Raw genomic sequence first — 26,974 nt, 5'->3', positions numbered from 1 at the left:
GCTACGAGCCGGGCCATCCACTGGCCGATGCCGATGGCTACATCTACCAGCCCGACGTCGATCCGGTGGCACAGATGGTCAACCTGATCTCGACCTCGCGCAATTACCAGGCCGGCGTGGAGATGTTGACCACCGCCAAGGAGCTGGCCCTGGCCACCCTGACCATGGGCCGCTGAGGCGCGCCCGCGAGGAGACCCGCATGACCACCGTCACCACCCAGACCAGCCAGGACGTCTACGCCGCCCTCGGCCTGACCGCCCCCAACAGCAACAGCACCAGGAAAAAGAACACGCTCGACCAGGCCGACTTCCTGCGCCTGATGACCGAGCAGCTGCAGCACCAGGATCCATTGAAGCCGATGGACAACACACAGATGGTCGCGCAGATGGCGCAGATGTCCACCGTGCAGGGCATCACCGATCTCAACACCTCGGTCAAGGGCTTCCAGGAATCGATGGCCAGCGACCAGGTGCTGCGTGGCGCGGCGCTGGTCGGCCACGACGTGCTGGTGCCCTCGGAAAAGCTGATGCTCGAAGCGGAAGGTGATGTTGGCGGCACCGTTGCAGCACCCGCAGCCGGCATCGTCACCGTCGATGTCACCGATGCCAACGGCAGCAAGGTCACCTCGATCAGCGTCGAAGCCGCTGCCGCTGGCGAGGTGGCGTTCAAGTGGGACGGCAAGGATGCCGACGGCAAGCGCATGGCGCCGGGCAAGTACTCCATCGTCGCCAACCACGTGGACACCGCAGGCACCAGCACCAAGCTGTCCACCTACGTGCAGGCGCCGGTGGAAAGCGTGACCGTCGGCTCCGATGGCCTTTACCTGAACCTCAAAGGCCTGGGCACGGCCCCGATCGATTACGTGCTCCGCGTCAGCTGAGCCGCACCCCCGCATCTACCAGGAGCAATCCCATGGGCTTCAATGTCTCGCTGTCCGGCATCAACGCCGCCAATACCGACCTGAGCGTCACCGCCAACAACGTTGCCAACGTCAACACGGTCGGCTTCAAGCAGTCGCGTGCGGAATTCGCCGACCTGTTTGCCTCCACCAGCTACGGGCTGTCCAAGAACCAGACCGGCTCCGGCGCGCGCGTCACCAACGTGGCCCAGCAGTTCATCCAGGGCAACAACGACCAGACCGGTCGCAGCCTGGACATGGCCATTTCCGGTGAGGGCTTCTTCACCATGAACATGAACGGCGCACGCGTTTACTCGCGTGCCGGCAACTTCCAGACCGATTCGTCCGGCTACGTGGTCAACCCGCAGGGCGCGCGCCTGCAGGTCTTCGCGCCAAACGCCGATGGCACCAGCTTCGACGCCGGCCGTCTGGTCGACCTGCAGCTGCTGACCACCGACAGCCCGCCCAAGCAGACCAGCGAAGTGAAAGTGGGCTTCACCTTGCCCGCCAACGCCAAGGAACCGACGGTCACTGATTTCGATCCGACCGATTCCAACAGCTACAACCAGTCCAGCGGCGGCATCACCGTCTATGACTCGCTGGGCGTGAGCCACATCCAGGTGTCGTACTTCGTCAAGGATGCCGCGGCCAACGCCTGGACCGTGCACAACTATGTCGATGGCGAACCGGCCGGCACACCCACCCAGATCGCCTTTGACAACAGCGGCAAGCTCACCACGCCGACCAATGGCAAGGTCAGCCTCGGCACGTTCACCCCGACCACGGGCGCGGGCGAACTGAACATGACCCTGGATATCAGCGGCTCGACCCAGTACGGCGAAAAGTTCGCCCTGCGCAACACCCAGCAGGATGGCTACGCGGCCGGCAAGCTCAACGAGATCACCGTCTCCGACGCCGGCGTGGTCTACGCGCGCTATTCCAACGGTGATGACAAGGCCCTGGGCCAGGTCGCCCTGACCAGCTTCAACAACACCCAGGGCCTGGCGCAGAAGGGCAACAACCTGTGGGTTGAAACCTTCGAGTCCGGTACCCCGCGCACCGCTGCGCCGGACAGTTCCAACCTGGGCAAGATCCAGGCCGGCGCGCTGGAAGCATCCACTGTGGACCTGACCGAGCAGCTGGTGAACATGATCACCGCACAGCGCAACTTCCAGGCCAACGCGCAGATGATCACCACGCAGGACCAGATCACCCAGACCGTCATCAACATCCGTTGATGACCTGCTGACCCTGTCACGGAACGCCCCCCATGGATAAAGCCCTTTACGTTGCGATGACCGGCGCCCGCGCCTCCCTGCAGGCGCAGGGAACGCTCAGCCACAACCTCGCCAACTCGGACACCCCCGGCTTCAAGGAAGCGCTGGCCAATACCGAAGCCTTCCCGATCCGTGGCCAGGGCTTTGCCTCGCGGGTGGATGCGCTGCACGTCGACGCCGGTTTCAACCGTACCGCCGGTGCGCAGCACATCACCGGCAAGCCGCTGGACCTGGCGCTGCAGACCGGCACCTGGCTGGCCGTGCAGGCCACCGACGGCAGCGAGGCGTACACGCGTGGCGCCGCGCTGTCGGTCACCCCGAACGGCCAGCTGGTGACGTCCAGCGGCCGTCGGGTGCTGGACGACAACAACAACCCGATCGCCATTCCGCCCTTCCAGGCGATGGAAGTGGGCAACGACGGCACGATCTCGATCATTCCGCAGGGCGAAGGCCCGCAGACGATGGCGATGATCGGCCGCATCAAGATCGTGCAGGCCCCGGACGAGCGTCTGCAGCGGCGACTGGACGGCCTTTTCGCCAACACCGATCCGAAGCAGCCGTTCGCACAGGCGCAGGGGCCGACGGTGCACAGCGGCCAGCTGGAAGGCAGCAACGTGGATGCCGCCGGTGCGCTGGTGCAGATGATCCAGCTGCAGCGCCAGTACGAAATGCAGGTGCAGGTGATCAAGCACGGCGATGAGAACGCGCGCAGCGCCAACAGTCTGTTGCGACTGGGCGGCTGACGGAATTCCGGCACCGGCGCGCGCCATTGCTGGCACACCGCTTGCACTGCTTCACCCAAGGGCCGCACCGCGCGGCCGGCTTTACCCAGACAGGACTTCGAAGATGAACCAGGCACTGTGGATCGCGAAAACCGGACTGGATGCGCAGCAGATGCGCATGTCGGTGGTTTCCAACAACCTCGCCAACACCAACACCACCGGCTTCAAGCAGGACCGCGCCAGCTTCGAGGACCTGCTGTACCAGCAGGTGCGCCAGCCCGGCGGTGCGTCTTCGGCGCAGACCCAGCTGCCGACCGGCCTGCAGATCGGTACCGGCGTGCGCGTGGTGGCCACCGCCAAGAACTTCGAACAGGGCAGCCAGCAGCAGACCGGCCGCGCCCTGGACGTGATGGTCAATGGCCGCGGCTTCTTCGAAGTGCAGATGCCCGACGGCAGCTCGGCCTACACCCGGGATGGTTCATTCAAGATCAACCAGGACGGCGAGCTGGTGACCAACAGCGGCTACCCGGTGCAGCCTGGGATCCAGGTTCCCGAAGGCGCGCAGTCGCTGACCATCGGCAGCGACGGCACCATCAGCGTGAAGATGGCTGATGCCGCCGCGACGGTGGAAATCGGCGCGCTGACGCTGACCGACTTCGTCAATCCGGCGGGCCTGCAGGCCCGCGGCGAAAACCTGTACCTGGAAACCACGGCCTCCGGCCCGGCCCAGAACGGCAACCCCGGCCTCAACGGACTGGGCAACGTGGTCCAGGGTGCGCTGGAAGGCAGCAACGTCAACGTGGTGGAAGAGCTGGTGTCGATGATCGAAACCCAGCGCGCCTATGAAATGAATGCCAAGGCCATTTCGACCACCGACGCGATGCTCGGTTACCTGAACCAGAACGTCTGATCGCCGCCAACGGGATACCGCCATGTTGCCCCTCTCCACACTTGCCCGCATCGCCCTGCCCTGCGCCGTGGCCGCCCTGCTAGGCGGCTGCGTGATCGCCGGCGACGTGCGTCCCTACCCCGCCATGGCGCCGATCCAGCCGATCATGCCGCCGCAGGCCGCACCGACGGCCGGTGCGATCTACGCCGCCGGCCCGACGCTGCAGCTGTATTCGGACCGTCGCGCCCGCGATGTCGGCGACCTGCTGACCATCACCCTGCTGGAAAACACCACGGCGACGACCAGCGCGAACACCGCCACCAACAAGGAATCGAACCTGAGCCTGGGTACGCCGTCGATCTTCGGTGCGCCGGTCACCCTGGGCGGCAAGGACATCCTCAGCGCCACCGCCAGCGGCAAGCGTGATTTCACCGGCAAAGGCAACAGTGCGCAGAGCAACCGCCTGCAGGGCAGCGTGACGGTGACCGTGGTGCAGCGCCTGCCCAACGGCAACCTGGTCGTGCAGGGGCAGAAGAACCTGCGGCTGAACCAGGGCGATGAGCTGGTTCAGGTGCAGGGCATCGTGCGTCCGGGCGACATCGCGCCGGACAACAGCATTCCGTCAAGCCGCGTGGCTGAGGCCCGCATCGTCTACGGCGGCCGCGGCCCGGTGGCGCAGTCCAATGCCATGGGCTGGCTGAGCCGTTTCTTCAACTCCGGCCTGACGCCGTTCTGAGCATGGCCATGCAGATTTCATTCCGATATTTCCTGCAGCGACGCAATGAATCATGCCCCGAGCCGGCGCGGCCGGTCATGGGTGCGTGGCGACGCGTTCTTCCAACCAGCGCACGTCGGTCATGGGGCGCGGCGTCGCTCTACGGATCGTTGTTCCTGGCCCTTGCCGTTGCCTTCCCGGCCAGCGCCGAGCGCATCAAGGACCTGGCCCAGGTGGGCGGTGTGCGCGGCAACGCCTTGGTGGGCTACGGCCTGGTGGTCGGCCTGGATGGCAGCGGCGACCGCACCAGCCAGGCACCCTTCACCGTGCAGAGCCTGAAGAACCTGCTGGGCGAGCTGGGCGTCAACGTGCCGGCCAACGTCAACCCGCAGCTGAAGAACGTGGCGGCCGTGGCCATCCATGCCGAACTTCCGGCATTCGCCAAGCCTGGACAGCCGATCGACATCACCGTGTCGTCCATCGGCAACGCGGTCTCACTGCGTGGCGGTTCGCTGCTGATGGCGCCGCTGCGCGGTGCCGACGGACAGATCTATGCCATCGCCCAAGGCAACCTGATCGTCGGTGGCTTCGGTGCGCAGGGCAAGGACGGCTCACGCGTGTCGGTCAACGTACCCAGTGTGGGCCGGATCCCCAACGGTGCCACGGTTGAACGCGCCCTGCCCGACCCGCTGGCCAACGGCGGCGACATCACCCTGAACCTGCACAACGGCGACTTCACCACCGTTGCGCGCATGGTCGCCGCGCTCAACAACGCATTCGGCGAAGGTGCCGCGCGTGCCGTCGATGGGGTGACCGTGGCGGTGGCCGCACCCACCGATCCGGGTGCACGTATCGGCCTGCTGGCCCGCATCGAGAACCTGGAACTGACACCGGGCAGCGCACCGGCCAAGGTGGTGGTCAACTCGCGCACCGGCACCGTGGTCATCGGCCAGCAGGTGCGCGTGGGCCCGGCCGCGATTTCGCATGGCTCGCTGACGGTGACCATCCAGGAAAATGCCAATGTCAGCCAGCCCAACGCCTTCGCGGGCGGGCAGACCGTGGTCACGCCCCAGTCCACCGTGACGGCCACCAACGATGGCAGCCGCATGTTCAAGTTCAACGGCGGTACCACGCTGGATGAAATCGTGCATGCCGTGAATGCCGTGGGCGCTGCCCCGGGCGATCTGATCGCGATCCTGGAAGCACTGAAGCAGGCCGGCGCCCTGAGCGCCGAGCTCGAGGTGATCTGACATGCGCATCACCCCCGCCTTTGAATTGAATCCTGCACAGCAGACCGACCCGGCCAAGGTCGACAAGGTCGCCCGCCAGCTGGAAGGCCAGTTCGCGCAGATGCTGGTCAAGAGCATGCGCGATGCCAGCTTCGGTGATTCGCTGTTCCCCGGTGAAAACAAGATGTTCCGGGAGATGTACGACCAGAAGATCGCCGAGGCGATGACCCGCGGCAAAGGCCTGGGTCTGTCGTCCATCATCAGCCGCCAGCTGTCCGGCCAGCAGGCCGACGGTCCGGCGCTGGATACCCGCGTGGACCCGGCCAAGGCCAGCCGCGCCTACCAGCTCAATGCACCGGCCAAGCCTGCGCCGTCGCTGTCGCTGGACGACGCCAGCCAGGCCGTGCGCATGCTGCAGCAGATGGCGGCAGGCGCACAGGATGGCGCACAGGCCGCGATCAGCCCCGCGCTGGCACCGATGGAGCAGGCACTGGACCTGATTGCCGGCCGCGACAGCAACAGCATGCACCGTTCGCTGGGCACCAACGATCCGTATGCCAGCAGTATCGACGGCGACGACTGGTCCGCCAGCAACGACCAGTGGGCGGCCACCGCAAGCAACCGCGGCAGCACGGGCACGCCGGCCGATGCCCTGGCCACCCGGACCGCCGTGGCCCAGCTGGGCGCGAACACCCCCGAAGGCTTCGTGGCCAGCATCTGGCAGCACGCACAGAGTGCTGCCAGGGAACTGGGCGTGGACGCCCGCGCACTGGTAGCCCAGGCCGCGCTGGAAACCGGCTGGGGCAAGCGCCAGATCAAGCATGCCGACGGCAGCGTGTCGCACAACCTGTTCGGCATCAAGGCCACCGGTTGGAAGGGCCAGAGCGCACTGGCCGGCACTCACGAGTACGTCGATGGCGTGCGCCATAACGAAACGGCCAGCTTCCGTGCCTACAGCACGCCCGCAGAGAGCTTTGCCGATTACGTGCGCCTGCTGAAGACCAGCCCGCGCTACCAGCAGGCCCTGCAGGCCGGTACCGATGTGCACGGCTTCGCCCGCGGCCTGCAGCGCGCCGGTTACGCAACCGATCCGCGCTATGCCGCCAAGATCGCCGCCATCGCGGGTGGACAGACCATCGAGCGCGCCGTGGCCGCCGTGGCCGACGCCGGCACGCGCCTTGGCCAGACCTTCGCCAGCTCCGCAACCGCGGCGCTGGGTATCACCCGTCGTTGAGGAACCCCATGTCCAGCGTCCTTTCCACCGGTACCAGTGCCCTGCTCGCCTTCCAGCGTGCGTTGGCGACCACCAGCCACAACGTCGCCAACATCAACACGCCCGGCTACAGCCGGCAGAAGGTCGACTTCGCCACCGCCGATCCGCAGAACTACGGGTTTGGCGAGGTGGGCAGCGGTACCCGGATCACCGACATCCGCCGGGCGGCGGACCAGCTGGCGATCTCGCGCCTGCTCGACAGCAGCGGTGAGCTGGCGCGCCTGAAGCAGCTGTCGACCATGGCTGACCGGGTCGATGCACTGTTCTCCGACACCGCCACGAACGTATCGGGCATGTGGTCCAATTTCTTCGATTCCGTCAGCGGTTTGTCCTCGAACGCTGCCGGCACCGCCGACCGGCAGAACATGCTGGACAGCGCCGGAGCGCTGGCCAACCGCTTCCAGCAGCTCAACACCCATCTGAACAACCTCAACGGTGAGGTCAACAACGGGCTGATCGGCGGCGCGACCGAGATCAACCGCCTGGCGTCCGAGATTGCCCAGATCAACGGCGCCATCGGCACCAACATCGCCGGTACGGCGCCGGACCTGCTCGACCGCCGCGATCAACTGGTCTCGCAGCTGATCGGCTACACCGGTGGCACCGCCACCGTCCAGGATGGCGGCTTCATGAATGTCTACACCGCCGGCGGCAACGCGCTGGTGGTGGGCACCACCGCCTCCAAGGTGACCACGGTTGCCGATCCTTACCAGCCTGAGCGCCTGCAGCTGGCCCTGCAGACCCAGGGCAGCACCATCACCCTGACCTCCAAGGCCGTGGGTGGCCAGATGGGGGGGCTGATGGAGTTCCGCGATACCGTGTTGAGCCCGGCACAGGCCGAGCTTGGCAAGATGGCCGTCGGCCTGGCCGAATCGTTCAACAGCAGCCACCGCGATGGCGTGGACCTTTACGGCCAGATGGGCGGTGACTTCTTCAACCTGGGCAACCCGCGCGTCACCGGCAACACGGACAACACCGGCACCGCCACGATCACCGCCAGCTACGGCGATCTGTCCAAGCTGGACGCGCAGAACATCATGCTGAAGTACGACGGCACCCAATGGCAGGCCAGCCGCGCCGATACAGGTGCCAGCGTGACGCTGACCGGCACCGGCACTGCCACCGATCCGCTGGTGATCAGCGGCGTCGAACTGGTGGTGGGCGGAGCGCCTGCAACCAATGACCGCTTCCTGCTGCAGCCCACTGCCGGCGTTGCTGGCAGCCTGAGCGTGGCGATCACCGATCCCTCGCGGATTGCCGCGGCGGCCGCCATAAAGGGCGCTGCAGCACTGGCCAACACCGGCACCGGCAAGCTCAGCGGCGTAACGGTTACCGATGCCAGCAATGCCAATCTGCGCAATCCGGCCGCGATCGTGTTCACCTCGGCCACCACCTACACCATCGATGGCGGCGCACCGCAGACCTATACCGCCGGGCAGACCATCAGCGCCAATGGCTGGAGCTTCGTGCTGGACGGTGCCCCCAAGACCGGCGATACCTTCAACATCACCCCTACGCCGGCGGGCTCCTCGGACAACAGCAACGCGATCGCGCTGTCCAAGGTGGAAGACGCCAAGGCCTTCAACAACGGCACCGTCACCCTTAACGGCGCCCTCGGCGGCCTGACCACGCAGGTCGGTGCCGCCGCACGTTCGGCCGAGTACTCGCTCAGTGCGCAACAGGTCATCACCGACCAGGCGCAGTCTGCGCGCGACTCCATTTCCGGCGTGAACCTGGATGAGGAAGCGGCCGACATGCTGCGCCTGCAGCAGGCCTACCAGGCCGCTTCGCAGCTGATCTCCACCGCCGACACCATGTTCCAGACCATTTTGCGGGCGGCAAGCCGATGAACAACCGCATTTCCACCGGGATGATGTTCTCCCAGTCGATGTCGCTGATGATGGCCAAGCAGGCCAAGCTGAACCACCTGGAGCAGCAGATCGCTACCGGAAGCAAGATCGTCACCGCCAAGGACGACCCGGTGAATGCAGGTGCCGCCGTGGGCCTGGACCGCACGTTGGCGTCTCTGGAACGCATGAAACTCAACGCCAACAACGTGCAGAACCGTTTGGGCGTGCAGGAGAACACGCTTGCCCAGGTTGGCGACATGATGGGGCGAATCAACGAATTGACCATCTACGCCAACAATCCGGCGCTGGCGGCGGCGGACAAGCAGTCCATGGTGACCGAAATCAAGGCGATCCGGGACAACCTGCTGTCGCTGGCCAATGCCAGCGATGGCACCGGCCGCTATCTGTTTGGCGGCACCAATGACAGCAACCCGCCGTTCTCACAGGTGGGTGGCGCCGTGGTCTACAGCGGTGACCAGACCCAGCGACAGGTCGAAGTGGGCCCGGACACCTACGTGCGCGACGCCCTGCCCGGCAGCGAGATCTTCCTGCGCATCTCCACCGGCGATGGTTTTGTGGACGGCGCTCCGGCCGCTGGGAACACCGGCACCGGTGTGCTGACCAACATCACCCGCGACGGAACCGACACCTGGAACGGCGAAGCCTTCAGCGTGCGCTTCACCGCGCACGACAGCTACGAGGTTCTTGACGCCGGTGGTACGGTGGTCAGCAACGGCACAATGAAGACTGGCGATGATCTGGTGGTCAACGGCGTGCGCCTTCATATCGACGGCGCTCCAGCAGGGGGTGACAGCTTCTCGGTCACGCCGTCCAGCAGCCGCGACATCTTCGGCACGCTGGACTCGCTGATCGGTGCCCTGGAGGGCGACACCGGCACCCCGCAGCAGCTGGCCGTGCAGCAGAATGCACTGCAGAGCAGCCTGCGCGACGTGGCCCGTGCGGCAGAGAGGATGATCGACGCACGCGCTGCAGGCGGCGCACAGCTGAAGACCCTGGACAATGCCGCCGACATGCGTGAATCGAACGGCGTGACCCTGAAGACGACGCTGTCTTCGATGCGCGACCTTGACTATGCCGACGCGCTCAGCCAGTACCAGCTGGAGAATACGGCCCTGCAGGCCGCACAGACCCTGTTTGCACAGATGCAGCAGATGTCGCTGTTCAACAAGATCGGCTGAGCCGACGGGGGCCATCCCCCCTCCAACCTGCCGCACCCGAAGGCCGCGATGCCCTGCATCGCGGCCTTTTTCGTGCTCGTTCCATAGATCATCCAGTTAGGTAGCGCCGGGCCATGCCCGGCGAAGCGTCATCATCGTTCAGCTTCGCCAACAATCGCCGATATCCCTCCTGACGCCGGCCGGGCAGTCCCCGGCCCCCCTTTCCAGAGCCTACCCGCTCCCATTCCACGCGCGGAAAATCCCGGAAAGGCAGCCTCCAGCGAAGAATTGCAGCTTCAGCGAAATTCCCGCCTAAAGGTTGTTGACAAAGCGCCGTTATTCATTTGGCAACGGCGAAGCACACAGCCAAATAAAAAAATCAGGCGGCGCTTCGTTTCATTCACCAACGGGTTCCATATAAGAGGAGACGACCCCATGGCACAGGTAATCAACACCAATACGATGTCGCTCAACGCTCAGCGCAACCTGAGCACCAGCGGCAGCTCGCTGGCCACCACCATCCAGCGCCTCTCGTCCGGCCTGCGCATCAACAGCGCGAAGGACGACGCGGCCGGCCTGGCGATCTCGGAGCGCTTCAGCACCCAGATCCGCGGCCTGGACGTGGCCATCCGCAATGCCAATGACGGCATTTCGCTGGCGCAGGTCGCCGAAGGTTCGCTGAGCGAGGTCGGCAACAACCTGCAGCGTATCCGTGAGCTGGCCGTGCAGGCTTCCAACGCCACCAACTCCACCAGCGACCGCAAGGCGCTGCAGGCTGAAGTCACCCAGCTGATCAGCGAAATCGACCGCGTCGCCAAGCAGAGCGACTTCAATGGCACCAAGCTGCTGGACGGTTCCTTCACCAGCCAGCTGTTCCAGGTGGGCGCCAATGCAGGCCAGGCGATTGCCATCAACAGCGTGGTCGATGCCAAGGCCAACTCGCTGGGCGCTGCAAGCTTCCTGAATGCCGGCAACATCACCTTCACCGCCGCTGATATGCAAACCGCTCAGGGCACCCTGACCGGCATGAAGATTGGCGACATCGAGCTCGGCGAGATCAAGTTCGATTACACGCCGCGCGCCGATGCCGCTACCGCGGAACCGGCGGTGGACAACGCGAACATGGATCGCGCCGCCAAGGCCGTCGCTGCAGCAATCAACAGCAAGCTCGGAGAAACCGGATTGTATGCCCAGAATGCCACGAACGCCGATGGCACTGCGATTACGGGTCAGATCGCATTGACTGCCGTGAAGGCAGATGGTCTCGCCGCAGACATAACCGTCACCAAGCCTGCAGACACGGCTGGCGACCCGGCGGTACCAATGAACACCGTTGCCACTTCGGCAGGTCCGGTGCATGTGGAAGACATCAAGATCGACACGGTTGCAGGTGCCCAGCAGGCCCTCTCGATCGTCGACAAGGCGCTGGAGTCGGTCAACAGCGTGCGCGCCGACCTCGGCGCCATCCAGAACCGCTTCACCTCGGTGGTCGCCAACCTGCAGACCTCCTCGGAAAACTTGTCTGCCTCGCGCAGCCGGATCCGCGATACCGACTTCGCCAAGGAAACCGCAGAGCTGACCCGCACCCAGATCCTGCAGCAGGCCGGTACGGCCATGCTGGCCCAGGCCAACCAGGTGCCGCAGAACGTGCTCAGCCTGCTGCGCTGATCCACGGCAGGAACGCGCCGCTGCCGCCGGTCAAGACCGGTGGTAGCGGCAACCGAGATGAAAGCTGCACCTCAGACGCGGGCGATGCCCGGCCCGGGTTCAACCCCGAAACGGATTGGCATCGCCCGCTCCTGCGGAACTCTCTTTCAGCGCTGTACCTTTGACTGTACGTACCGGGTGGCTTCGTCTCCCTCCGATTGTCAGTAGCCTGATCCCTCCCCTGCTTTTGGGGGAGGTTTTTTTGCAGACCCCTGGCAGCCCGCGGTGAACCTACCCGCAACCTGCCCAAACCCTCCTGCAACCCGCGTGCCAGAATCGGCTCCAAGCCAGTGGCACGGCACATGCATCAACGTAGTCCTCAAGACCCAGCGGCGCAGGCCGCTATTTCCGTTGACACGGGCCGCCGCATGCCGGCCACCCCGGCTACCAGGAGAATTAACGTGGCAGACTTTGGATACGGTGGCATTGGCTCGGGCCTGGATATTTCCGGCATGGTCAGCCAGCTGGTCGCGGCCGACCGCAAGCCGGCCGACAACGCACTGAACCTGCAGCAATCCAAGGCAAAGCTGCAGCTTTCGTCGGTCGGCACGATCACTGCCGCGTTCGACAAGCTGAAGACCTCGCTGACGGCCCTGAAGGCGTCCACCGCCTTCGATACGCGCACGGTCACGGCAAGCAAGGGCGGCACCAACAATACCGACGAAATCCTGACGGCATCGGTCGCACTGTACGACCTGGGCACCACCAAGGTCGCCGCGTCCAATGGCACCCACAAGATCGACGTGCAACAGTTGGCGACCGCGCACAAGCTGATTGCCGACACATCGGTTCCCAAGACGCAGACTTTTACCGCCGGAACCTTGACGCTGACCGTCGGCACCGGCGATGCCGCCAAGACCATGAACATCCAGGTCGAAGCCGGTGACACGCTGAGCACGGTCCGCAACAAGATCGACGCCGCTGGCCGCAAGGAGGGCGTACAGGCCACCCTGATAAGCTCGGGTGACAACCAGTACCTGTCCATCGCCCAGGAAAAGACCGGCGCAGCCAACGCCATCAAGCTGGAGTACGCCGGCAGTGATCCAGGCCTGACCTCGCTGGTGGGCAGCCTGAAGGAAAACACGCCGGCGTCCGACGCGAAGATCACCATCGATGGTGTGGAGGTTGTCAGCGCCAGCAACACCGTGGCCGACGCGGTGCCGGGCCTGACCCTGAACCTGAAGATGACCGGCCAAAGCACGGTGACCATCAGCACCGACACCTCTGCGGCCACCAAGGTGATGCAGGACTTCGTGACCGCCTACAACGCGGCGCTGGCGGCCATCAATACCGAAACCAAATACGACACCGAGAACAAGGAAGCCTCGTCGCTGACCGGCGATGCGCAGATGCGTGGTGCAATGAGCCAGCTGCGGGCGCAGATGGGCGGCATCCTCAAGGATCTTGCGGCCGAGGGGCTGGACCCCAAGGTTCTGGGTCTGCAGACCCGGGGCTACCCGAACGCTGACGGCAGCCTGGTACTGGACACCACCAAGTTCGCTGCTGCACTTTCCAGCCAGCCGGAGAAAATCCGCCAAGCCATCACAGGCGATACCGGCGGCGCCGGCAAGCTGTACACGATGGTCGACAGCTATGTCAGCACTACCGTCGGCAAGGAAGGCGCCTTCGTGGCCCGCACCAAGGGCCTGAACAAGACCCTCACCGATATCGACAAGCGTCGTGCCGATCTGGATACGCGCATGGAAGGCGTGGCGGAGCGCTACAAGAAACAGTTCCTGGCGTTGGACACGCTGATGGGCAAGCTGCAGCAGAGCAGCAGCGCGCTGAGCCAGCAGTTGGCACAGCTGAGCAGGTGATCATGCGCGTACAAGGCTCAAGTTTAGCCGCGTACGCACCGATAACACTTGCAACCGCAATCACCGCAGTGCCGCCGGCGCGGGTCCTGACGACCCGGCGGCGGCACGTCGCGCAAGGGAGAATCACGAATGTACGGTTCCAGCCGTCAATACGCCGAGCAGTACCGCCAGGTAGGTGTGACCAGTGCGGTCGCCGACGCCGATCCGCACAAGCTGGTGGCCCTGCTGCTGTCGGGTGCGCTGGAGCGCGTGCGCCGCGCGATGGCCTTCATGGAGCGCAGCGACCATGCAGGCAAGGGCAAGTCCATCGGCGAAGCCTGCGCCATCGTCGGCCACCTCAACGGATCGCTCGACCATGAGGCCGGCGGCGAAATCGCAGGCAACCTGTCGGCGCTGTACGACTACGTGCTGCAGCGGCTGACCGAGGCCAACCTGCACAACGACCGCACTGCGCTGGACGAATCACTGCAACTGCTGACCGAAATTGACAGCGCTTGGAATGCCATTCCGCACGAACAGCGCCGTCCGGCGGCGGTGCCACTGTGAGCCTGCATACGCTTCACGCCCAGCTTGACGCCTTCGAGAAGGCGCTGGGTGAAGCCGCGTTCGATCAGGCAAGCAGCCTGCTGGACAGTCACGACCACGTCCTGCACGACCTGCTCAGCACCCCGCTGACGGGTACTGATCGTGCCCCGCTCGCCGCACTGCTGGACCGCCAGCAGAGCCTGCTGGGCCTTCTGCGGCAACGCCGAGATGCGGTTGCGGTGCAGATGCGTGATGGCCAGCGCTCCCTTCGCGCCGCCCATGCGTACCTGAAGGCAGAATCGCTGGCATGACCCTGCCGACCACGTCGCTGCACCACCCGGCCGAGAGCGAGCTGTTCGATGAGACGCTCAGCTGCGAACTGGCCCTGCCGGCCGAGTTCCAGGCCGGCAGCGTTGCCGGCCGCACCAGCAGTGCCGAAGGCCTGCTGCGCAGCCTGGCACTGGTGGAAGACAGCCGCGGGGACGAGCATGAGGAACGCAGTGAAGCCAGCCTGCAGATCCAGCGCCTTGAAGCCAAGCTCGACCTGACCATGGTGCTGCTGGGCCGCCTGGTGCGCCAGCAGGGGCAGGAGCTGACCCTGCGCCCGGTGCGCTGGTCACGCCGCGGCATCCGCCTGCAGCTGGGCCCGCGCAGTGGCGCCCTGCCCGGCCAGGCCGGCGTGGTCCGCCTGCAGCCCAGCGACTGGCTGCCCGACAATATCGAACTGCCGGTGGAGGTGGTTGCCGAAGCCGCCGATGGCGGTGGCGGCCACTTCCTGTGGCTGCGCTTCCATCGCCTCGGCGATGGCCTGGAAATGGCCATGGAACGCCACTTGTTCCGTTTGCATCGGCGACAGATTGCCGAAGCGCGGCGAGCGCGCTGAACCCTGCCATCCGGAAGCGGGACGGACGGCCCTTGGCGCACCCGTTCAGCTAAGTTAAGGTGGTCTCCCCCTTCACGGACCAGCTGCGTGCCTGTGCGAGTTCTCATCGTCGACGATCACACCTTGGTCCGCGCCGGCCTGGCGCGGCTGCTGCAGGGGTTTGCCGATGTCCAGCTCGTCGCCGAGGCCAGCAACGCCGAACAGGCGCTGCAGATGGCCCTGCAGCACGCTCCCGACGTGGTCCTGATGGACCTGTCCCTGCCTGGCCGTACCGGCCTGGAAGCGCTGAGCGACATCCGCCTGCGCGCGCCGGGCACCCGCATCGTGATGATGACCATGCACGACGACGCCGCCCACGTGCGTGATGCACTGGACCGTGGCGCGGTCGGTTTCGTGGTCAAGGACGCCGCGCCGCAGGAGCTGGAACTGGCCCTTCGCGCCGCGCATGCCGGCCAGGTGTTCCTGAGCCCGCAGATATCGGCCAAGATGCTGGCGCCCATGCTGGGCCGCGAGAAGCCTACCGGCATTGCTGCACTGTCGCCGCGCCAGCGCGAGATCCTCCGCCGCATCGGCAAGGGCGAGAGCAACAAGGAAATCGCCGCCGACCTGGGCATCAGCGTGAAGACGGTGGAGACCCACCGCGCCCGCATGATGGAGTCGCTGGGTTGCCGCCGCGCCAACGATCTGCTGCTGCTGGCCGCACGGCACCAGCACGAGCTGGAATGACCGGTTGCGGGGCAGTAGCCCCGGTAGAGTCGACTGTCAGTCGACTGCTCTTTGTCTCCGCCATTGAAAGACGCGCGCTTCGCGCGGTAGTCGACTGACAGTCGACTCTACACCGCCGTCCGCCGTGCGCCACATACAGAGCGCAGAGGCGCCGGAATGCCGTCACCCCGACATCCCCTGACGGGATAGCGTACGCTGCCACGCTCCTGAAGCGTGGCCCGCCCGACCAAAATCAACGACTTGGCTCCAGGGATCGTCAAATTCCCGCTGCGTTGTAGGGAATATCCCTACAGTCTGTCGGGAGCGCCACCAGCGCACTCAGGAACCCCCCGATTCCGCCTGCACGGGATCAAAAGCAAGATGTGTTCCACAAGGCGTCGGGGAGCGGCGCCGGGGAACTGAAATGAAGGCTGCACTTTCGACCCAGCTGGGCCAGACACTTCACCTCACCCCTCAGCTGCTGCAGTCCATCCGGCTGCTGCAGCTGGACGGCCTGCATCTGGAACAGGAAATCCAGCGGCTGCTGGATTCCAACCCGCTGCTGGAGATCGAGGAGGTGGATGCACCGGCCACCGACGCCACTGACGCCAGCACCACCACCCTCGAAACGGCAGCCTTCGATGAGCTGCCCGAGGCATCGATGTGGGACGTGGCCGGCACCAGCTGGCAGGACGGTGACGACGACCGCATGGCGCGCATCGCCGCTGGCGAATCCAGTGACCCGCAGCTGCGCGTCCTGCAGCGCCTGGCACTGGACCTGGACGAGCGCGAACTGGCCGTGGCCGCCTTCTGGCTGGAACACTGCGACGAAGCGGGCTACCTGCAGGCCCCTCTCGACCAGCTGCAGCTGCTGGCCAGCGCCCAGTTCGATATCGACGGCACCGCTGTCGAAGCCATCCGCCAGCAGCTGCTGCACGGCGAACCGGCCGGCATGGCTGCGCAGGACCTGCGCGAAGGCCTGCTGGCGCAGCTGTACAGCCTGCACGGCGCGGTACCGGCCCGGCATCTGGCCGCGCGCATCCTGGAAGGCGCGCTGGACGCCCTGGCCGCACATGACTACCCCGCACTGGCCCGGCAGCACGACGCCGAAGTGGACGATGTGCGGGAGGCCGTGCGCCTGATCCTGTCGCTGCAGCCGCGGCCGGGCGACAGCCTGCTGCCCGAGCGCAACACCGTGGTGGTGCCGGACGTGGTCGCCTGGCATGCCGATGGACAATGGAAAGTGGCGCTGAACCCGGCCACCAGCCGCCGCGTGTCGATCAACAGTCAGTACGAACAGGCGCTGGCTGACACCAACGAGGCCGCGCCGGCCCTGCGCGAGATGCTGCAGGAAGCGCGCTGGTTCAGCCGCGGCCTGTCGATGCGCTATGACACGCTGCTGCGCACCGCGCGGGTGATCGTCGAGCGCCAGGCGGCGTTCCTGGTGCGCGGCGAGGAAGCCATGGCGCCGCTGACCCTGAAGGAAGTGGCCGAGGCAATCGGCATGCACGAATCCACGGTGTCACGCATCACCACCGGCAAGTTCCTGCAGACCCCGCGCGGCACCTTTGAACTGAAGCACTTCTTCGCCGTGCGCCTGGAAGGCGCCAGCGTGTCCGGCCAGGCGGTCAAGGCCATGGTCCGCCGCCTGATCGAAGCCGAACCGGCCGGTCGCCCGCTGGCCGACGAGGCCATTGCCGGCCTGCTGTCTCGCCAAGGGGTGAACATTGCCCGCCGAACCGTCGCAAAATACCGCGAACAACTGGATATCGCCCCGGCCCGTGAACGGCGCCGGCTCAGCGCCAGGCAACCACAGCTGGCCCGCGTGGGCTGAAAAGGTGTTGGACATGAACAAGCTCACCGTTCTGCTCGTCGATGACCATGAGGGTTTCATCAACGCGGCGATGCGTCACTTCCGCAAGATCGACTGGCTGCAGATCGTCGGCAGCGCCGGCAATGGCCTGGAGGCCATCGAACGATCCGAATCGCTGCGGCCCCAGGTTGTGCTGATGGATCTGGCGATGCCGGAAATGGGTGGCCTGCAGGCGACCCGCCTGATCAAGTCGCAGGACGACGCACCCTACATCGTCATTGCCAGCCATTTCGACGACGTCGAGCACCGCGAACATGCGCTGCGCGCCGGCGCCGACAATTTCGTCAGCAAGCTGTCGTACATCCAGGAAGTCATGCCGATCCTGGAAGGCCTCAGGGAGGATTGACCGTGAGCGAATCGCGCATCCTTGTGCTGGACAACGACGCCGTGCGTGCCGAGCGCACCGTTGCCCTGCTGGAATTCATGGATTTCAACCCGCGCTGGGTCTCCGACGCGGCCGACTTCGACCTGGGCCGCCAGCGCCAGAACGACTGGATGGCGGTGATCGTCGGCAGCCTGGACGACAGCGCCGCCAGCGCCGCCCTGTACACCTGGCTGGGCGGCAGCAGCCTGCCACCGCCAGTGCTGCTGGCCGATGGCGAGGCGGCCACGTTCGCCCGGCAGCACGGCCTGCACGAAGCCAACATCTGGCCGCTGGAAGCACCACTGCGCCATGCGCAGATGGAAGCCCTGCTGCGCCGGGCCAGCCTCAAGCGGCTGGATGCCGAGCACCAGGCCGGTGCGGCGCAGGACCAGGGCCCCACCGGCAACGGCCCGGCGGTGACCGGGCTGCGTACCATGATCGAACAGGTAGCCGCCTTCGATACCACCGTACTGGTGCTGGGCGAATCCGGCACCGGCAAGGAAGTGGTCTCGCGCGCCATCCACCAGCGCTCACCGCGACGTGATGGTCCGTTCGTTGCAATCAACTGCGGCGCCATTCCCGCCGAACTGCTGGAAAGTGAACTGTTCGGCCACGAAAAGGGTGCCTTCACCGGTGCGCTGTCCGCGCGCAAGGGCCGTTTCGAAATGGCCGAGGGCGGCACGCTGCTGCTGGACGAAATCGGCGACATGAGCCTGCCGATGCAGGTCAAGCTGCTGCGCGTGCTGCAGGAACGCAGCTTCGAGCGCGTCGGTGGCAACCAGACCATCCGCTGCAACGTGCGCGTGGTGGCCGCCACCCACCGCGATCTGGAAACGCGCATTGCCGAGGGCAAGTTCCGTGAGGATCTGTTCTATCGCCTCAACGTGTTCCCGATCGAAGTGCCGGCGCTGCGCGAACGTCGCGAAGATCTGCCCGCGCTGGTGGAAACCATCGCCGGGCAGCTGGGCCGCACCGGCCGCGGCGAAGTCCGTTTCACGCCGGAAGCCCTGCAGGCGCTGGCCAGCTACGAGTGGCCGGGCAACGTGCGCGAACTGACCAACCTGGTCGAGCGCCTGGCGGTGCTGCACCCGGGTGGCTCGGTGCGTGTGCAGGACCTGCCGGCCCGCTATCGCGGCGACGCCGCGCTGGTGCCGGTGGCGCCCCCTGCGGCGGCACCGGTGGCCCCCAGCGACGACCGACTGGACCTGCGCAGCTTCTCGTTCCACACCCCGGGTAGTGGCAACCAGACCGCCCTGGAGCACGGCATTGCCGTGAACCGGGGCAATGCCCCGGCCGCCCTGCCCGACGACGGCCTGGACCTGCGCAACCACATGGCCACGATCGAGCTGGGCCTGATCAACGAAGCACTGGAACGCACCCAGGGCGTGGTCGCCCACGCCGCCCAGCTGCTTGGCCTGCGCCGCACCACCCTGGTGGAAAAGCTGCGCAAATACGGCATCGAGCGCGAGCAGGCTGAACTGCCGGGCTGAGCGCAGCCGCCGGGGTCACAGGGGCAGGCGCCGTTTCCACGGGAAAGGGCACCTGCCCCTTCGCATTTGCACGTAGTCCTAGAGACAACACCACCCGGTTGTGGAAGAACGATGGAACACTCCAAGGAGGTTCTTCCATGCGCCGACACATCCTGCTCGCTGCTCTGCTCTCCCCCGGCATGGCCGGTGCCGCCGACTGCGCGCTTCCCGCCACACTGGACCAGCGCCGGTTCATCAACCTCAGCGACCCGCTGTACGCGGCAGACAATCCCAATGCCGGCCGCATGGTGCATGTCAGCTTCGGCCATACCGCCTATACGCTTGACGTTCTGGGCACCGACGTCCGCATCGGCGGCAACTACCGCTATCGTCGCCTGGCGCCGCACGTCGCAGAAATCCAGATGAGCGAGGCCCATTCCGCCGGCCCCGCCCGCTACAGCCTGCTGCTGACGTGCCTGACCGACTCCCAGGGCCGGTTCATCTACACCCAGCACGACGGCCCCATCGCACCACGCCAGCGCCAGAATTCCGGCCGCTGGACCCTGCAGCCCCAGGCCAGAAAACCGACGCCGGTTAAATGGCGCGTCACACGCCCCGGGAACAGCATCCACGCATGGCGTGGATCTACTGGCCGGCAGCCATGGCAAGGATCAAATGTGTCGACCAAGGTCGACACCCTGCGTCCCCCGCAACCGGAACAGCCCGCCGTTGCCGTTGCTGCGGCAGGTGCAGGGCGCAGTCCTGCCAGCACACCCTCACCTCACTGAATCGAAAACCGGTTTCGGCACGCCGCTTGCACTGCATCCAGACGAAAACCCCATCCCTGTTTCTGGAACCGTTGCAGATGTCCCACTCCGTCACTTCGATCCTTTCCCAGATCCGCTCCTATCAGACCCAGATGGGACAGCCCGCGGCGCTCAATCCGCTGGCCGAAGCGCCGCGTAGCAATGCCCTGCCGGGCACGGTGCTGGATGCGCCGCAGGTCCAGCCCGCCAGCTTCACCGAAACCCTGCGCAGCGCCATCGCCGGCGTCAACGATGCCCAGCAGACGTCCGGCGCCCTGGCCAAGGCCTTCGAGCTGGGCGAACCCGGCGCCGACCTGGCCAAGGTGATGGTCGCCTCGCAGCAGTCCCAGATCGCCTTCCGCGCCACCGTGGAAGTCCGCAACCGTCTCGTCCAGGCTTACCAGGACGTGATGAACATGCCGCTGTAAGGAACATTGACGCATGGCACTGACGCTCTCCAAGGACACCCTGAACGCCGAAAAGGCCGGGCAGTGGTTTGACCGCCTGCAGAGTCTGCAGATCACCCGCCGCCTGGGCCTGATGGCGATGATCGCGGTGGCGGTGGCGGCAGGCCTGTTCGTGTTCTTCTGGTCGCAGAAGCCGGGCATGGTTCCGCTCTACACCGGCCTGGACCAGAAGGCCACTGCCGAGGCCACCGACCTGCTGCGTGCGGCGCAGATTCCGTTCGAGCTGGACCCGGCCACCGGTGGCATCACCGTGCCGGAAAAGAACCTGCACGATGCCCGACTGAAGCTGGCCGGCTCCGGCCTGACCGACAGCGGCAAGCTCGGCTTCGAGCTGATGGAACGCGACCCCGGCTTCGGCGTCAGCCAGTTCGTCGAAAGCGCCCGCTACCAGCATGCGCTGGAAACCGAACTGTCGCGCACCATCAACACGCTGCGCCCGGTGCGCGATTCGCGCGTGCATCTGGCCATTCCCAAGCCCAGCGCCTTCACCCGACAGCGTGACGTGGCCAGTGCCTCGGTCACCCTGGAACTGCGTGGCGGCCAGCAGCTGGAACGCAGCCAGGTCGATGCCATCGTGCACATGGTGGCCGCCAGCATTCCCGACCTGGCACCGGAACGGGTGACCGTGGTCGACCAGAGCGGCCGCATGCTCAGCGTCAGCGACCCCAACAGCGAAGCGGCCATCAATGCCGCCCAGTTCGAACAGGTTCGCCGCCAGGAAACCTCGTTCAACCAGCGTATCCGCGAGCTGCTGGAGCCGATGACCGGCCCCGGCCGGGTCAACCCGGAAGTAAGCGTGGACATGGACTTCTCGGTGACCGAGGAAGCCCGCGAACTCTATAACGGTGAACCGCAGAAGCTGCGCAGCGAGCAGATGAGCGAGAACACCACCACCACCCCGGGCCCGCAGGGCGTACCGGGCGCGACCAGCAACAGCCCACCGGGCCAGCAGGCGGCCCCGCCCACCGCGCAGGCCCCGACCGAAAGCAGCAAGAACGCCACCCGCAACTACGAGCTGGACCGCACCCTGCAGCACACCCGCCAGCCAGCCGGCCGCATCAAGCGGGTCTCGGTGGCGGTGCTGGTGGACAACGTGCCGCGCGCCGGCGCCAACGGCAAGGTCGCGCCGCAGCCCCTGTCGGCTGCCGAACTGACCCGCGTGGAGGCATTGGTCAAACAGGCGGTGGGCTTCAACGCGGAACGTGGCGATACCGTGTCGGTGATGAACGCGCCGTTTGTGCGCGACACCACCCCGGTGGAAGGCCCGGCCTGGTGGGAACTGCCGTGGGTGTTCGACGCCGGCCGCATGCTGCTGGGCGCGGTGGTGGTGCTGGCCCTGCTGTTCGGTGTGCTGCGCCCTGCCCTGCGCGGCATTACCGGGCAGAACAGGAAGGACGACGCCACCGCGCTGGAACCGCATACCGCAGATGTGCAGCTGGTGGATGACGATGGCACCCCGCTGCCGGCGCTGGGCGCCGAGCGGGCGAGCCTGGGCGGGCCGGATCCCCTGGCCCTGCCGGTGGATTCCTATGAGGAACGACTGCGGATGGCCCGTGAAGCGGTGAAGACCGATTCCAAGCGCGTGGCCCAGGTGGTCAAGGGCTGGGTGGCCAATGACTGACGTACAACTGACGGGCGTGCAGCGCGCTGCTGTGCTGCTGCTGTCCCTGGGTGAACTGGACGCGGCCGAAGTGCTGCGCCACATGGAACCCAAGGAGGTGCAGAAGATCGGCATCGCCATGGCCACCATGACCGATATCACCCGCGACCAGGTCGGCCGGGTGATGGACCAGTTCAACCAGGAACTGGGCTCGAAGACCTCGCTCGGCGTGGGTTCGGACGATTACATCCGCAACATGCTCATCCAGGCGCTGGGCAGCGAGAAGGCCAGTGGCCTGATCGACCGCATCCTGCTGGGCCGCAACACCACCGGCCTGGATGCGCTGAAGTGGATGGACCCGCGTGCGGTGGCCGACCTGGTGCGCAACGAGCACCCGCAGATCATCGCCATCGTGATGGCCCATCTGGAAACCGACCAGGCTGCCGACGCGCTGAAGCTGCTGCCCGACCGCACCCGCGTGGACGTGCTGCTGCGCATCGCCACCCTGGACGGCATCCCGCCGAATGCACTGAACGAGCTCAACGAAATCATGGAACGCCAGTTCGCCGGCAACCAGAACCTGAAGTCGTCCAACATCGGCGGCGTGCAGTGTGCGGCCAACATCCTCAATTTCATGGAAAGCGGCCAGGACCAGGCGATCCTGGGCGAGATCGCGCGCATCGATGCGCCGCTCAGCGGCCGCATCCAGGACCTGATGTTCGTCTTCGACGACCTGGTGGATCTGGACGACCGCGAAATGCAGCTGGTGCTGCGCGAAGTCAGCGGCGAACGCCTGGGCCTGGCGCTGCGTGGCGCCGACATCAAGGTGCGCGACAAGATCACCCGCAACATGTCCCAGCGTGCAGCCGAGATCCTGCTGGAAGACATGGAAGCCCGTGGTCCGGTGCGCCTGTCCGACGTGGAAGGCGCACAGCGCGAGATCCTGGCCATCGTCAAGCGCATGGCCGATGAGGGCACCGTCACCATCGGTGGCAGCGCGGAGGCCATGCTGTGAGCAACGTCGTACGCTGGCTCGCCCCGGACCTCTTGGCCCAGCCGCAATCGGAGCTGGCGCATGAGGATGTCTTCGCGCTCACCGAGCCGGACCCAGAGCATGAGCCGGAACCGGTACTGCAGCTGCCGACCCTGGAGGAAATCCAGGCGATCCAGGACAGCGCGGAGAAGGAAGGTTTCCAGCAGGGTCACGCCGATGGGTACGGCCAAGGCCAGGCCGAGGTGCGCCGTCTGATCGCGCAGATGGAAGGCATCCTGGACAACTTCAGCCGACCGCTGGTGCGGCTGGAAAATGAAGTAGTGGGCGCGCTGGGTGAACTGGCCGTACGCATCGCCGGCGCACTGGTCGGCCGCGCCTACGAAGCCGATCCGGCACTGCTGGCACAGCTGGTGGGTGAGGCCGTGGACGCGGTGGGTGGCAGCACACGTGAAGTGGAAGTGCGCCTGCATCCGGACGATATCGCCGCCCTCGCCCCCTTGATGACCCTGGCACCCACCCAGCGCCTGGTGCCCGACGCCAGCCTCAGCCGCGGCGACCTGCGCGTGCACGCCGAAGCCGTGCGCATCGACGGCACCCTGGAAGCACGCCTGCGGGGCGCGCTGGACGCGGTGATCCGCCAGACAGGAGCCACTCCATGACCGCTGGACCCAACCTGCCGCCGCCGGCCGCCGACTGGGCCACGGCCCGCAACCTGCGCCTGGCCCGGCGCCTGGAGGACCTGCGCGTGGGTACCGCGCATGGCCGCGGCCTGATCCGCGAAGGCGTGCTGCGCCGCGCGGTCGGCCTGACCCTGGAAGCGGTGGGCTGCGAGGCCCCGCTGGGCGCCAGCTGCAAAGTGGAAGTGGTCGATGGCGGCTGGGTCGATGCCGAAGTAGTGGGCTTTGCCGGTGAACGCACCTACCTGATGCCCAGTGCCGAGCTGCATGGCCTGCTGCCCAACGCACGCGTGGTGCCTTCGGCACGCCGTGGCGGGGTGGAGGTGGGCGAAGGCCTGCTTGGCCGCGTCATCGACAGTGATGGCGTGCCATTGGATGGCAAAGGCCCGATCCGCGCCGAAGGCCATGTCGGCATGGCCGGCGTCTCGATCAACCCGCTTGCGCGCGAGCCCATCACCCAGCCGCTGGATGTGGGCGTGCGCGCGATCAATGCCCTGCTGCCGATCGGCCGCGGCCAGCGCGTGGGCCTGTTCGCTGGCTCCGGTGTCGGTAAATCGACACTGTTGGGCATGATGACCCGCTACACCGCCGCCGATGTCATCGTGGTCGGTCTGATCGGTGAACGTGGCCGCGAAGTGCGTGATTTCGTCGAAACCACGCTGGGCGAGGAAGGCCTGCGCCGCGCGGTGGTGGTGGCCAGCCCGGCCGACCGGCCGCCGCTGGCGCGCCTGCACGGCGCCTACCGGGCCACGGCGATTGCCGAGTGGTTCCGCGACCAGGGCCTGAACGTGCTGCTGCTGATGGATTCGTTGACCCGCTTCGCCCAGGCCCAGCGCGAGATCGGCCTGTCGGTGGGCGAGCCGCCGACCACCCGCGGCTACCCGCCGTCGGTGTTCGCCAAGCTGCCGGCACTGGTGGAACGGGCCGGCAACGGCGCCAAGGGGCGCGGCTCGATCACCGCCTTCTACACCGTGCTGACCGAAGGCGATGACCCGCAGGATCCGATTGCCGACGCGGCGCGCGCCATCCTCGACGGTCACATCCTGCTCTCGCGCCGGGTGGCCGACAGCGGCCTGTACCCGGCCATCGACGTCGAATCGTCGGTCAGCCGCGTGGTCACGGAAATCGCCGACGAACCGTGGCGCCTGCGCATCCGCAAGTTGAAGCGCCTGGTTTCGGCGTACTCGTCCAACCGCGACCTGATTGCGATCGGTGCCTACCAGCGCGGCAACGACGCCGCCACCGACGAAGCCCTGGAACGTTGGCCGGAAATCATGGAGTTCCTCGGCCAGGACGTCGCCAAGGCCGCCGATCTTCCGCACAGCCAGGCCGCGCTGCAGCGCCTGGTGGATTAAGAGAGCCACACCATGACACAGTCCAAGCGCATCGATCCCCTGCTGAAGCGGGCCCAGGAACACGAAGACGCCGTCGCCCGCGACCTGGCCGAGCGCCAGCGCGTGCTCGACACCCACCTGTCGCGCCTGGACGAGCTGCGCCGCTACGCCGAGGAGTACGCCAACGCGCAGATGGCCGCGACCAGTCCCGCGCAGCTGCTGAACCGGCGTGCCTTCCTCGACCGCCTCGACAGCGCCGTGGAGCAGCAGCAGGCCACGGTGCAGGGCAACCGCGATAAGGTGGAAGCCGAGCGAGCGCGCCTGATCCTGGCCAGCCGCGACAAGGCCGTGCTGGAACAACTGGCCGCCAGCTACCGCGCCCAGGAAAAGGTGGTGACCGACCGCCGCGACCAGCGCGAAATGGATGACATCGGCGCCCGTCGTGCACGCCTTGCCCAGGCCGGCGTGCAGGCCGGCGAGCAGGATGGTGGCGAACCGGGAGGCCGCACGTGATGCCCTCCGCGCTTTCCAGCAGTACCGGCACCGGCAGCACCGGCAGCACCGGCAGCACCGCCTCCAGCGGCGCGCGCGGCACCGGCGGTGGCAAGGACTTCCGGCAGATGCTGCAGGGCTCGCCCGAAACCGCCGCGAAGGCACCACCGGCCAGCAAGGCCCAGCCAGGCAAGGCGGGCGCGTCGTCCCATGGCGCGCCCGCCAACCCGGACGGCAGCGCAGACAAACCGTCCAGCGCCGCCACCGACAGCGACGCTGCGCCGACTGAAGCGGCGACGGCCTCCTCGCCCTCCACGTCACCCGCTGCGGACGACAACGACACGGCGAGCGAGGGCGACGATGCGCCGTGGCCGCCGCTCGGTCTGGCCGGCCTGGTGCTGGCGGTACCGGTGCCCACCGACGGGGTCGGCTCTACGCCCGCGGCCAGCGCCAATGGCGTCGACGCCGGCCTGCCCGCGGCCGCCCCGACGCTGCCGGCTGCCGCACCCTTGGCGGCCGGCGCACCCGCATCCTCCGCAGTGACTGCTGCAACGGCGGGCAGCGACGGCCAGATCACGACCCAGCAACTGCCGGACATGATCTTGGGCCAGCAGGCGCTGGATGGTGCTGACGACGCCGACAGCCTGCTGATCGGCGATCGAACGCCGCCAGCCCCGCTGCAGGCCCCGCTGCCTGCAGCCCTGCAGGACCTGAAGGCAGCGCTGGGCAGCACTGCGGCCTTCAATGGCGAACCGACGCCGACCCCGACCCTGGGTGACGACGGCTTCGACCAGGCTGTCGGCGCGCGCCTGGGCTGGTTGGCCGACCAGAAGATCGGCCACGCGCACATCCGTCTCAACCCCGAAGACCTGGGCCCGGTGGATGTGCGCCTGCAGATGAACGGCGACAAGGTGCATGCCAGCTTCAGCAGCCCGCACGTGGAGGTGCGCCAGGCGCTGGAAAGCAGTCTGCCGCGCCTGCGCGAACTGCTGGGCGAGCAGGGCTTCCAGCTGGCCCATGCCGACGTCGGCCATTCCGGAAGTGGTGACGGCGGTACGTCGGCGCAGCCGGGCGGCACGGGCGACCTGGCCGGCGGTGACGGAGAACCGTCGCGGGGCGACACCACGGTGTCGGCCGCACAGTTGATGCGCCAGCGCGGGCTGCTGGACGCCTACGCGTAAGCGGTAGCGCCGGGCCATGCCCGGCGGTTTCCCGCACCGACGGAATTCC

The 26,974-nt window shown here is 66.5% G+C and carries 27 protein-coding genes; all 27 read left to right on the top strand.

From position 1 onward, the window contains the following. Window positions 1-176: flagellar basal body rod C-terminal domain-containing protein (locus tag ACQKDV_RS04170; protein WP_427782528.1), on the top strand; the 176-nt coding region annotated here is incomplete at its 5' end. 23 nt (window positions 177-199) lie between these two features. Next, entirely contained in the window at window positions 200-880 is a 681-nt protein-coding gene (locus ACQKDV_RS04165) for a flagellar hook capping FlgD N-terminal domain-containing protein (protein ID WP_427782527.1), read from the top strand. 32 nt (window positions 881-912) lie between these two features. Next, window positions 913-2,136, top strand: coding sequence for a flagellar hook protein FlgE (flgE, locus tag ACQKDV_RS04160; protein WP_427782526.1), 1,224 nt, complete (start codon window positions 913-915; stop codon window positions 2,134-2,136). 32 nt (window positions 2,137-2,168) lie between these two features. Continuing rightward, entirely contained in the window at window positions 2,169-2,918 is a 750-nt protein-coding gene (locus ACQKDV_RS04155) for a flagellar basal body rod protein FlgF (RefSeq protein WP_427782525.1), read from the top strand. A 103-nt stretch (window positions 2,919-3,021) separates the two neighbouring features. Continuing rightward, window positions 3,022-3,807, top strand: a complete 786-nt coding sequence (gene flgG / locus ACQKDV_RS04150; RefSeq protein WP_427782524.1) for a flagellar basal-body rod protein FlgG — start codon at window positions 3,022-3,024, stop codon at window positions 3,805-3,807. Between the two features lie 22 nt (window positions 3,808-3,829). Then, window positions 3,830-4,522: a flagellar basal body L-ring protein FlgH gene (gene flgH / locus ACQKDV_RS04145; protein WP_427782523.1), complete on the top strand. Its 693-nt coding sequence runs from the start codon at window positions 3,830-3,832 to the stop codon at window positions 4,520-4,522. A 77-nt stretch (window positions 4,523-4,599) separates the two neighbouring features. Continuing rightward, window positions 4,600-5,751 (top strand): flagellar basal body P-ring protein FlgI, encoded by a 1,152-nt coding sequence (locus tag ACQKDV_RS04140; protein ID WP_427782522.1) that lies wholly within the window; start codon window positions 4,600-4,602, stop codon window positions 5,749-5,751. A gap of 1 nt (window position 5,752) precedes the next feature. After that, the gene (flgJ, locus tag ACQKDV_RS04135; RefSeq protein ID WP_427782521.1) at window positions 5,753-6,964 is read left to right on the top strand and encodes a flagellar assembly peptidoglycan hydrolase FlgJ; all 1,212 of its coding nucleotides are present in this window, start codon (window positions 5,753-5,755) and stop codon (window positions 6,962-6,964) included. 8 nt (window positions 6,965-6,972) lie between these two features. Next, window positions 6,973-8,853 carry a flagellar hook-associated protein FlgK gene (gene flgK, locus ACQKDV_RS04130; protein ID WP_427782520.1) on the top strand — a complete coding sequence of 627 codons (1,881 nt, stop codon included), beginning with the start codon at window positions 6,973-6,975 and terminating at the stop codon, window positions 8,851-8,853. Next, window positions 8,850-10,052 carry a flagellar hook-associated protein FlgL gene (gene flgL / locus ACQKDV_RS04125; protein WP_427782519.1) on the top strand — a complete coding sequence of 401 codons (1,203 nt, stop codon included), beginning with the start codon at window positions 8,850-8,852 and terminating at the stop codon, window positions 10,050-10,052. The genes flgK and flgL overlap by 4 nt, the downstream gene beginning before the upstream one ends. A 414-nt stretch (window positions 10,053-10,466) precedes the next feature. Further along, entirely contained in the window at window positions 10,467-11,699 is a 1,233-nt protein-coding gene (locus tag ACQKDV_RS04120; RefSeq protein WP_427782518.1) for a flagellin, read from the top strand. A 440-nt stretch (window positions 11,700-12,139) separates the two neighbouring features. Beyond that, window positions 12,140-13,555, top strand: coding sequence for a flagellar filament capping protein FliD (fliD, locus tag ACQKDV_RS04115; RefSeq protein ID WP_427782517.1), 1,416 nt, complete (start codon window positions 12,140-12,142; stop codon window positions 13,553-13,555). A gap of 129 nt (window positions 13,556-13,684) precedes the next feature. Then, window positions 13,685-14,101, top strand: coding sequence for a flagellar export chaperone FliS (gene fliS / locus ACQKDV_RS04110; RefSeq protein WP_427782516.1), 417 nt, complete (start codon window positions 13,685-13,687; stop codon window positions 14,099-14,101). Further along, the gene (locus ACQKDV_RS04105; RefSeq protein ID WP_427782515.1) at window positions 14,098-14,391 is read left to right on the top strand and encodes a hypothetical protein; all 294 of its coding nucleotides are present in this window, start codon (window positions 14,098-14,100) and stop codon (window positions 14,389-14,391) included. Before fliS ends, ACQKDV_RS04105 begins: the two co-directional genes overlap by 4 nt. Then, the gene (locus ACQKDV_RS04100) at window positions 14,388-14,963 is read left to right on the top strand and encodes a PilZ domain-containing protein (protein ID WP_427782513.1); all 576 of its coding nucleotides are present in this window, start codon (window positions 14,388-14,390) and stop codon (window positions 14,961-14,963) included. The genes ACQKDV_RS04105 and ACQKDV_RS04100 overlap by 4 nt, the downstream gene beginning before the upstream one ends. A 93-nt stretch (window positions 14,964-15,056) precedes the next feature. Beyond that, the gene (locus tag ACQKDV_RS04095) at window positions 15,057-15,689 is read left to right on the top strand and encodes a response regulator (protein ID WP_025879002.1); all 633 of its coding nucleotides are present in this window, start codon (window positions 15,057-15,059) and stop codon (window positions 15,687-15,689) included. 403 nt (window positions 15,690-16,092) lie between these two features. Then, window positions 16,093-17,502 carry an RNA polymerase factor sigma-54 gene (gene rpoN / locus ACQKDV_RS04090; RefSeq protein ID WP_427782512.1) on the top strand — a complete coding sequence of 470 codons (1,410 nt, stop codon included), beginning with the start codon at window positions 16,093-16,095 and terminating at the stop codon, window positions 17,500-17,502. A 13-nt stretch (window positions 17,503-17,515) separates the two neighbouring features. Beyond that, window positions 17,516-17,887 carry a response regulator gene (locus ACQKDV_RS04085; RefSeq protein ID WP_427782511.1) on the top strand — a complete coding sequence of 124 codons (372 nt, stop codon included), beginning with the start codon at window positions 17,516-17,518 and terminating at the stop codon, window positions 17,885-17,887. A gap of 2 nt (window positions 17,888-17,889) precedes the next feature. After that, window positions 17,890-19,395 (top strand): sigma-54 dependent transcriptional regulator, encoded by a 1,506-nt coding sequence (locus ACQKDV_RS04080; protein WP_427782510.1) that lies wholly within the window; start codon window positions 17,890-17,892, stop codon window positions 19,393-19,395. 137 nt (window positions 19,396-19,532) lie between these two features. Beyond that, entirely contained in the window at window positions 19,533-20,162 is a 630-nt protein-coding gene (locus ACQKDV_RS04075) for a hypothetical protein (protein WP_427782509.1), read from the top strand. A 77-nt stretch (window positions 20,163-20,239) separates the two neighbouring features. After that, the gene (fliE, locus tag ACQKDV_RS04070) at window positions 20,240-20,608 is read left to right on the top strand and encodes a flagellar hook-basal body complex protein FliE (protein ID WP_427782508.1); all 369 of its coding nucleotides are present in this window, start codon (window positions 20,240-20,242) and stop codon (window positions 20,606-20,608) included. A gap of 13 nt (window positions 20,609-20,621) precedes the next feature. Then, on the top strand, window positions 20,622-22,268 hold the full coding sequence (gene fliF / locus ACQKDV_RS04065; protein ID WP_427782507.1) for a flagellar basal-body MS-ring/collar protein FliF: 1,647 nt from the start codon (window positions 20,622-20,624) through the stop codon (window positions 22,266-22,268). Window positions 22,269-22,275: 7 nt separating this feature from the next. Next, window positions 22,276-23,262, top strand: coding sequence for a flagellar motor switch protein FliG (gene fliG, locus ACQKDV_RS04060; protein ID WP_079225218.1), 987 nt, complete (start codon window positions 22,276-22,278; stop codon window positions 23,260-23,262). Beyond that, window positions 23,259-23,900 carry a FliH/SctL family protein gene (locus ACQKDV_RS04055; protein ID WP_427782506.1) on the top strand — a complete coding sequence of 214 codons (642 nt, stop codon included), beginning with the start codon at window positions 23,259-23,261 and terminating at the stop codon, window positions 23,898-23,900. The genes fliG and ACQKDV_RS04055 overlap by 4 nt, the downstream gene beginning before the upstream one ends. Beyond that, window positions 23,897-25,273: a FliI/YscN family ATPase gene (locus tag ACQKDV_RS04050; RefSeq protein WP_427782505.1), complete on the top strand. Its 1,377-nt coding sequence runs from the start codon at window positions 23,897-23,899 to the stop codon at window positions 25,271-25,273. The genes ACQKDV_RS04055 and ACQKDV_RS04050 overlap by 4 nt, the downstream gene beginning before the upstream one ends. A gap of 12 nt (window positions 25,274-25,285) precedes the next feature. Next, window positions 25,286-25,765, top strand: a complete 480-nt coding sequence (gene fliJ, locus ACQKDV_RS04045; protein ID WP_427782504.1) for a flagellar export protein FliJ — start codon at window positions 25,286-25,288, stop codon at window positions 25,763-25,765. Then, the gene (locus ACQKDV_RS04040) at window positions 25,765-26,925 is read left to right on the top strand and encodes a flagellar hook-length control protein FliK (RefSeq protein WP_427782503.1); all 1,161 of its coding nucleotides are present in this window, start codon (window positions 25,765-25,767) and stop codon (window positions 26,923-26,925) included. Before fliJ ends, ACQKDV_RS04040 begins: the two co-directional genes overlap by 1 nt. Window positions 26,926-26,974: the final 49 nt, after the last annotated feature.

Source organism: Stenotrophomonas sp. NPDC077659 (assembly GCF_050268705.1).
GTDB lineage: Bacteria > Pseudomonadota > Gammaproteobacteria > Xanthomonadales > Xanthomonadaceae > Stenotrophomonas.
This window is presented reverse-complemented; position numbering and strand designations above follow the sequence as displayed.

Coding starts and splice junctions, on each gene's coding strand:
- ACQKDV_RS04040 (WP_427782503.1), top strand. CDS start 25,765: ATGCCCTCCGCGCTTTCCAGCAGTACCGGCACCGGCAGCACCGGCAGC.
- fliJ (WP_427782504.1), top strand. CDS start 25,286: ATGACACAGTCCAAGCGCATCGATCCCCTGCTGAAGCGGGCCCAGGAA.
- fliF (WP_427782507.1), top strand. CDS start 20,622: ATGGCACTGACGCTCTCCAAGGACACCCTGAACGCCGAAAAGGCCGGG.
- flgL (WP_427782519.1), top strand. CDS start 8,850: ATGAACAACCGCATTTCCACCGGGATGATGTTCTCCCAGTCGATGTCG.
- flgJ (WP_427782521.1), top strand. CDS start 5,753: ATGCGCATCACCCCCGCCTTTGAATTGAATCCTGCACAGCAGACCGAC.
- flgH (WP_427782523.1), top strand. CDS start 3,830: ATGTTGCCCCTCTCCACACTTGCCCGCATCGCCCTGCCCTGCGCCGTG.
- rpoN (WP_427782512.1), top strand. CDS start 16,093: ATGAAGGCTGCACTTTCGACCCAGCTGGGCCAGACACTTCACCTCACC.
- ACQKDV_RS04155 (WP_427782525.1), top strand. CDS start 2,169: ATGGATAAAGCCCTTTACGTTGCGATGACCGGCGCCCGCGCCTCCCTG.
- ACQKDV_RS04165 (WP_427782527.1), top strand. CDS start 200: ATGACCACCGTCACCACCCAGACCAGCCAGGACGTCTACGCCGCCCTC.
- ACQKDV_RS04085 (WP_427782511.1), top strand. CDS start 17,516: ATGAACAAGCTCACCGTTCTGCTCGTCGATGACCATGAGGGTTTCATC.
- fliE (WP_427782508.1), top strand. CDS start 20,240: ATGTCCCACTCCGTCACTTCGATCCTTTCCCAGATCCGCTCCTATCAG.
- ACQKDV_RS04050 (WP_427782505.1), top strand. CDS start 23,897: ATGACCGCTGGACCCAACCTGCCGCCGCCGGCCGCCGACTGGGCCACG.
- ACQKDV_RS04075 (WP_427782509.1), top strand. CDS start 19,533: ATGCGCCGACACATCCTGCTCGCTGCTCTGCTCTCCCCCGGCATGGCC.
- ACQKDV_RS04100 (WP_427782513.1), top strand. CDS start 14,388: ATGACCCTGCCGACCACGTCGCTGCACCACCCGGCCGAGAGCGAGCTG.
- ACQKDV_RS04140 (WP_427782522.1), top strand. CDS start 4,600: ATGGGTGCGTGGCGACGCGTTCTTCCAACCAGCGCACGTCGGTCATGG.
- flgE (WP_427782526.1), top strand. CDS start 913: ATGGGCTTCAATGTCTCGCTGTCCGGCATCAACGCCGCCAATACCGAC.
- ACQKDV_RS04120 (WP_427782518.1), top strand. CDS start 10,467: ATGGCACAGGTAATCAACACCAATACGATGTCGCTCAACGCTCAGCGC.
- fliS (WP_427782516.1), top strand. CDS start 13,685: ATGTACGGTTCCAGCCGTCAATACGCCGAGCAGTACCGCCAGGTAGGT.
- flgK (WP_427782520.1), top strand. CDS start 6,973: ATGTCCAGCGTCCTTTCCACCGGTACCAGTGCCCTGCTCGCCTTCCAG.
- flgG (WP_427782524.1), top strand. CDS start 3,022: ATGAACCAGGCACTGTGGATCGCGAAAACCGGACTGGATGCGCAGCAG.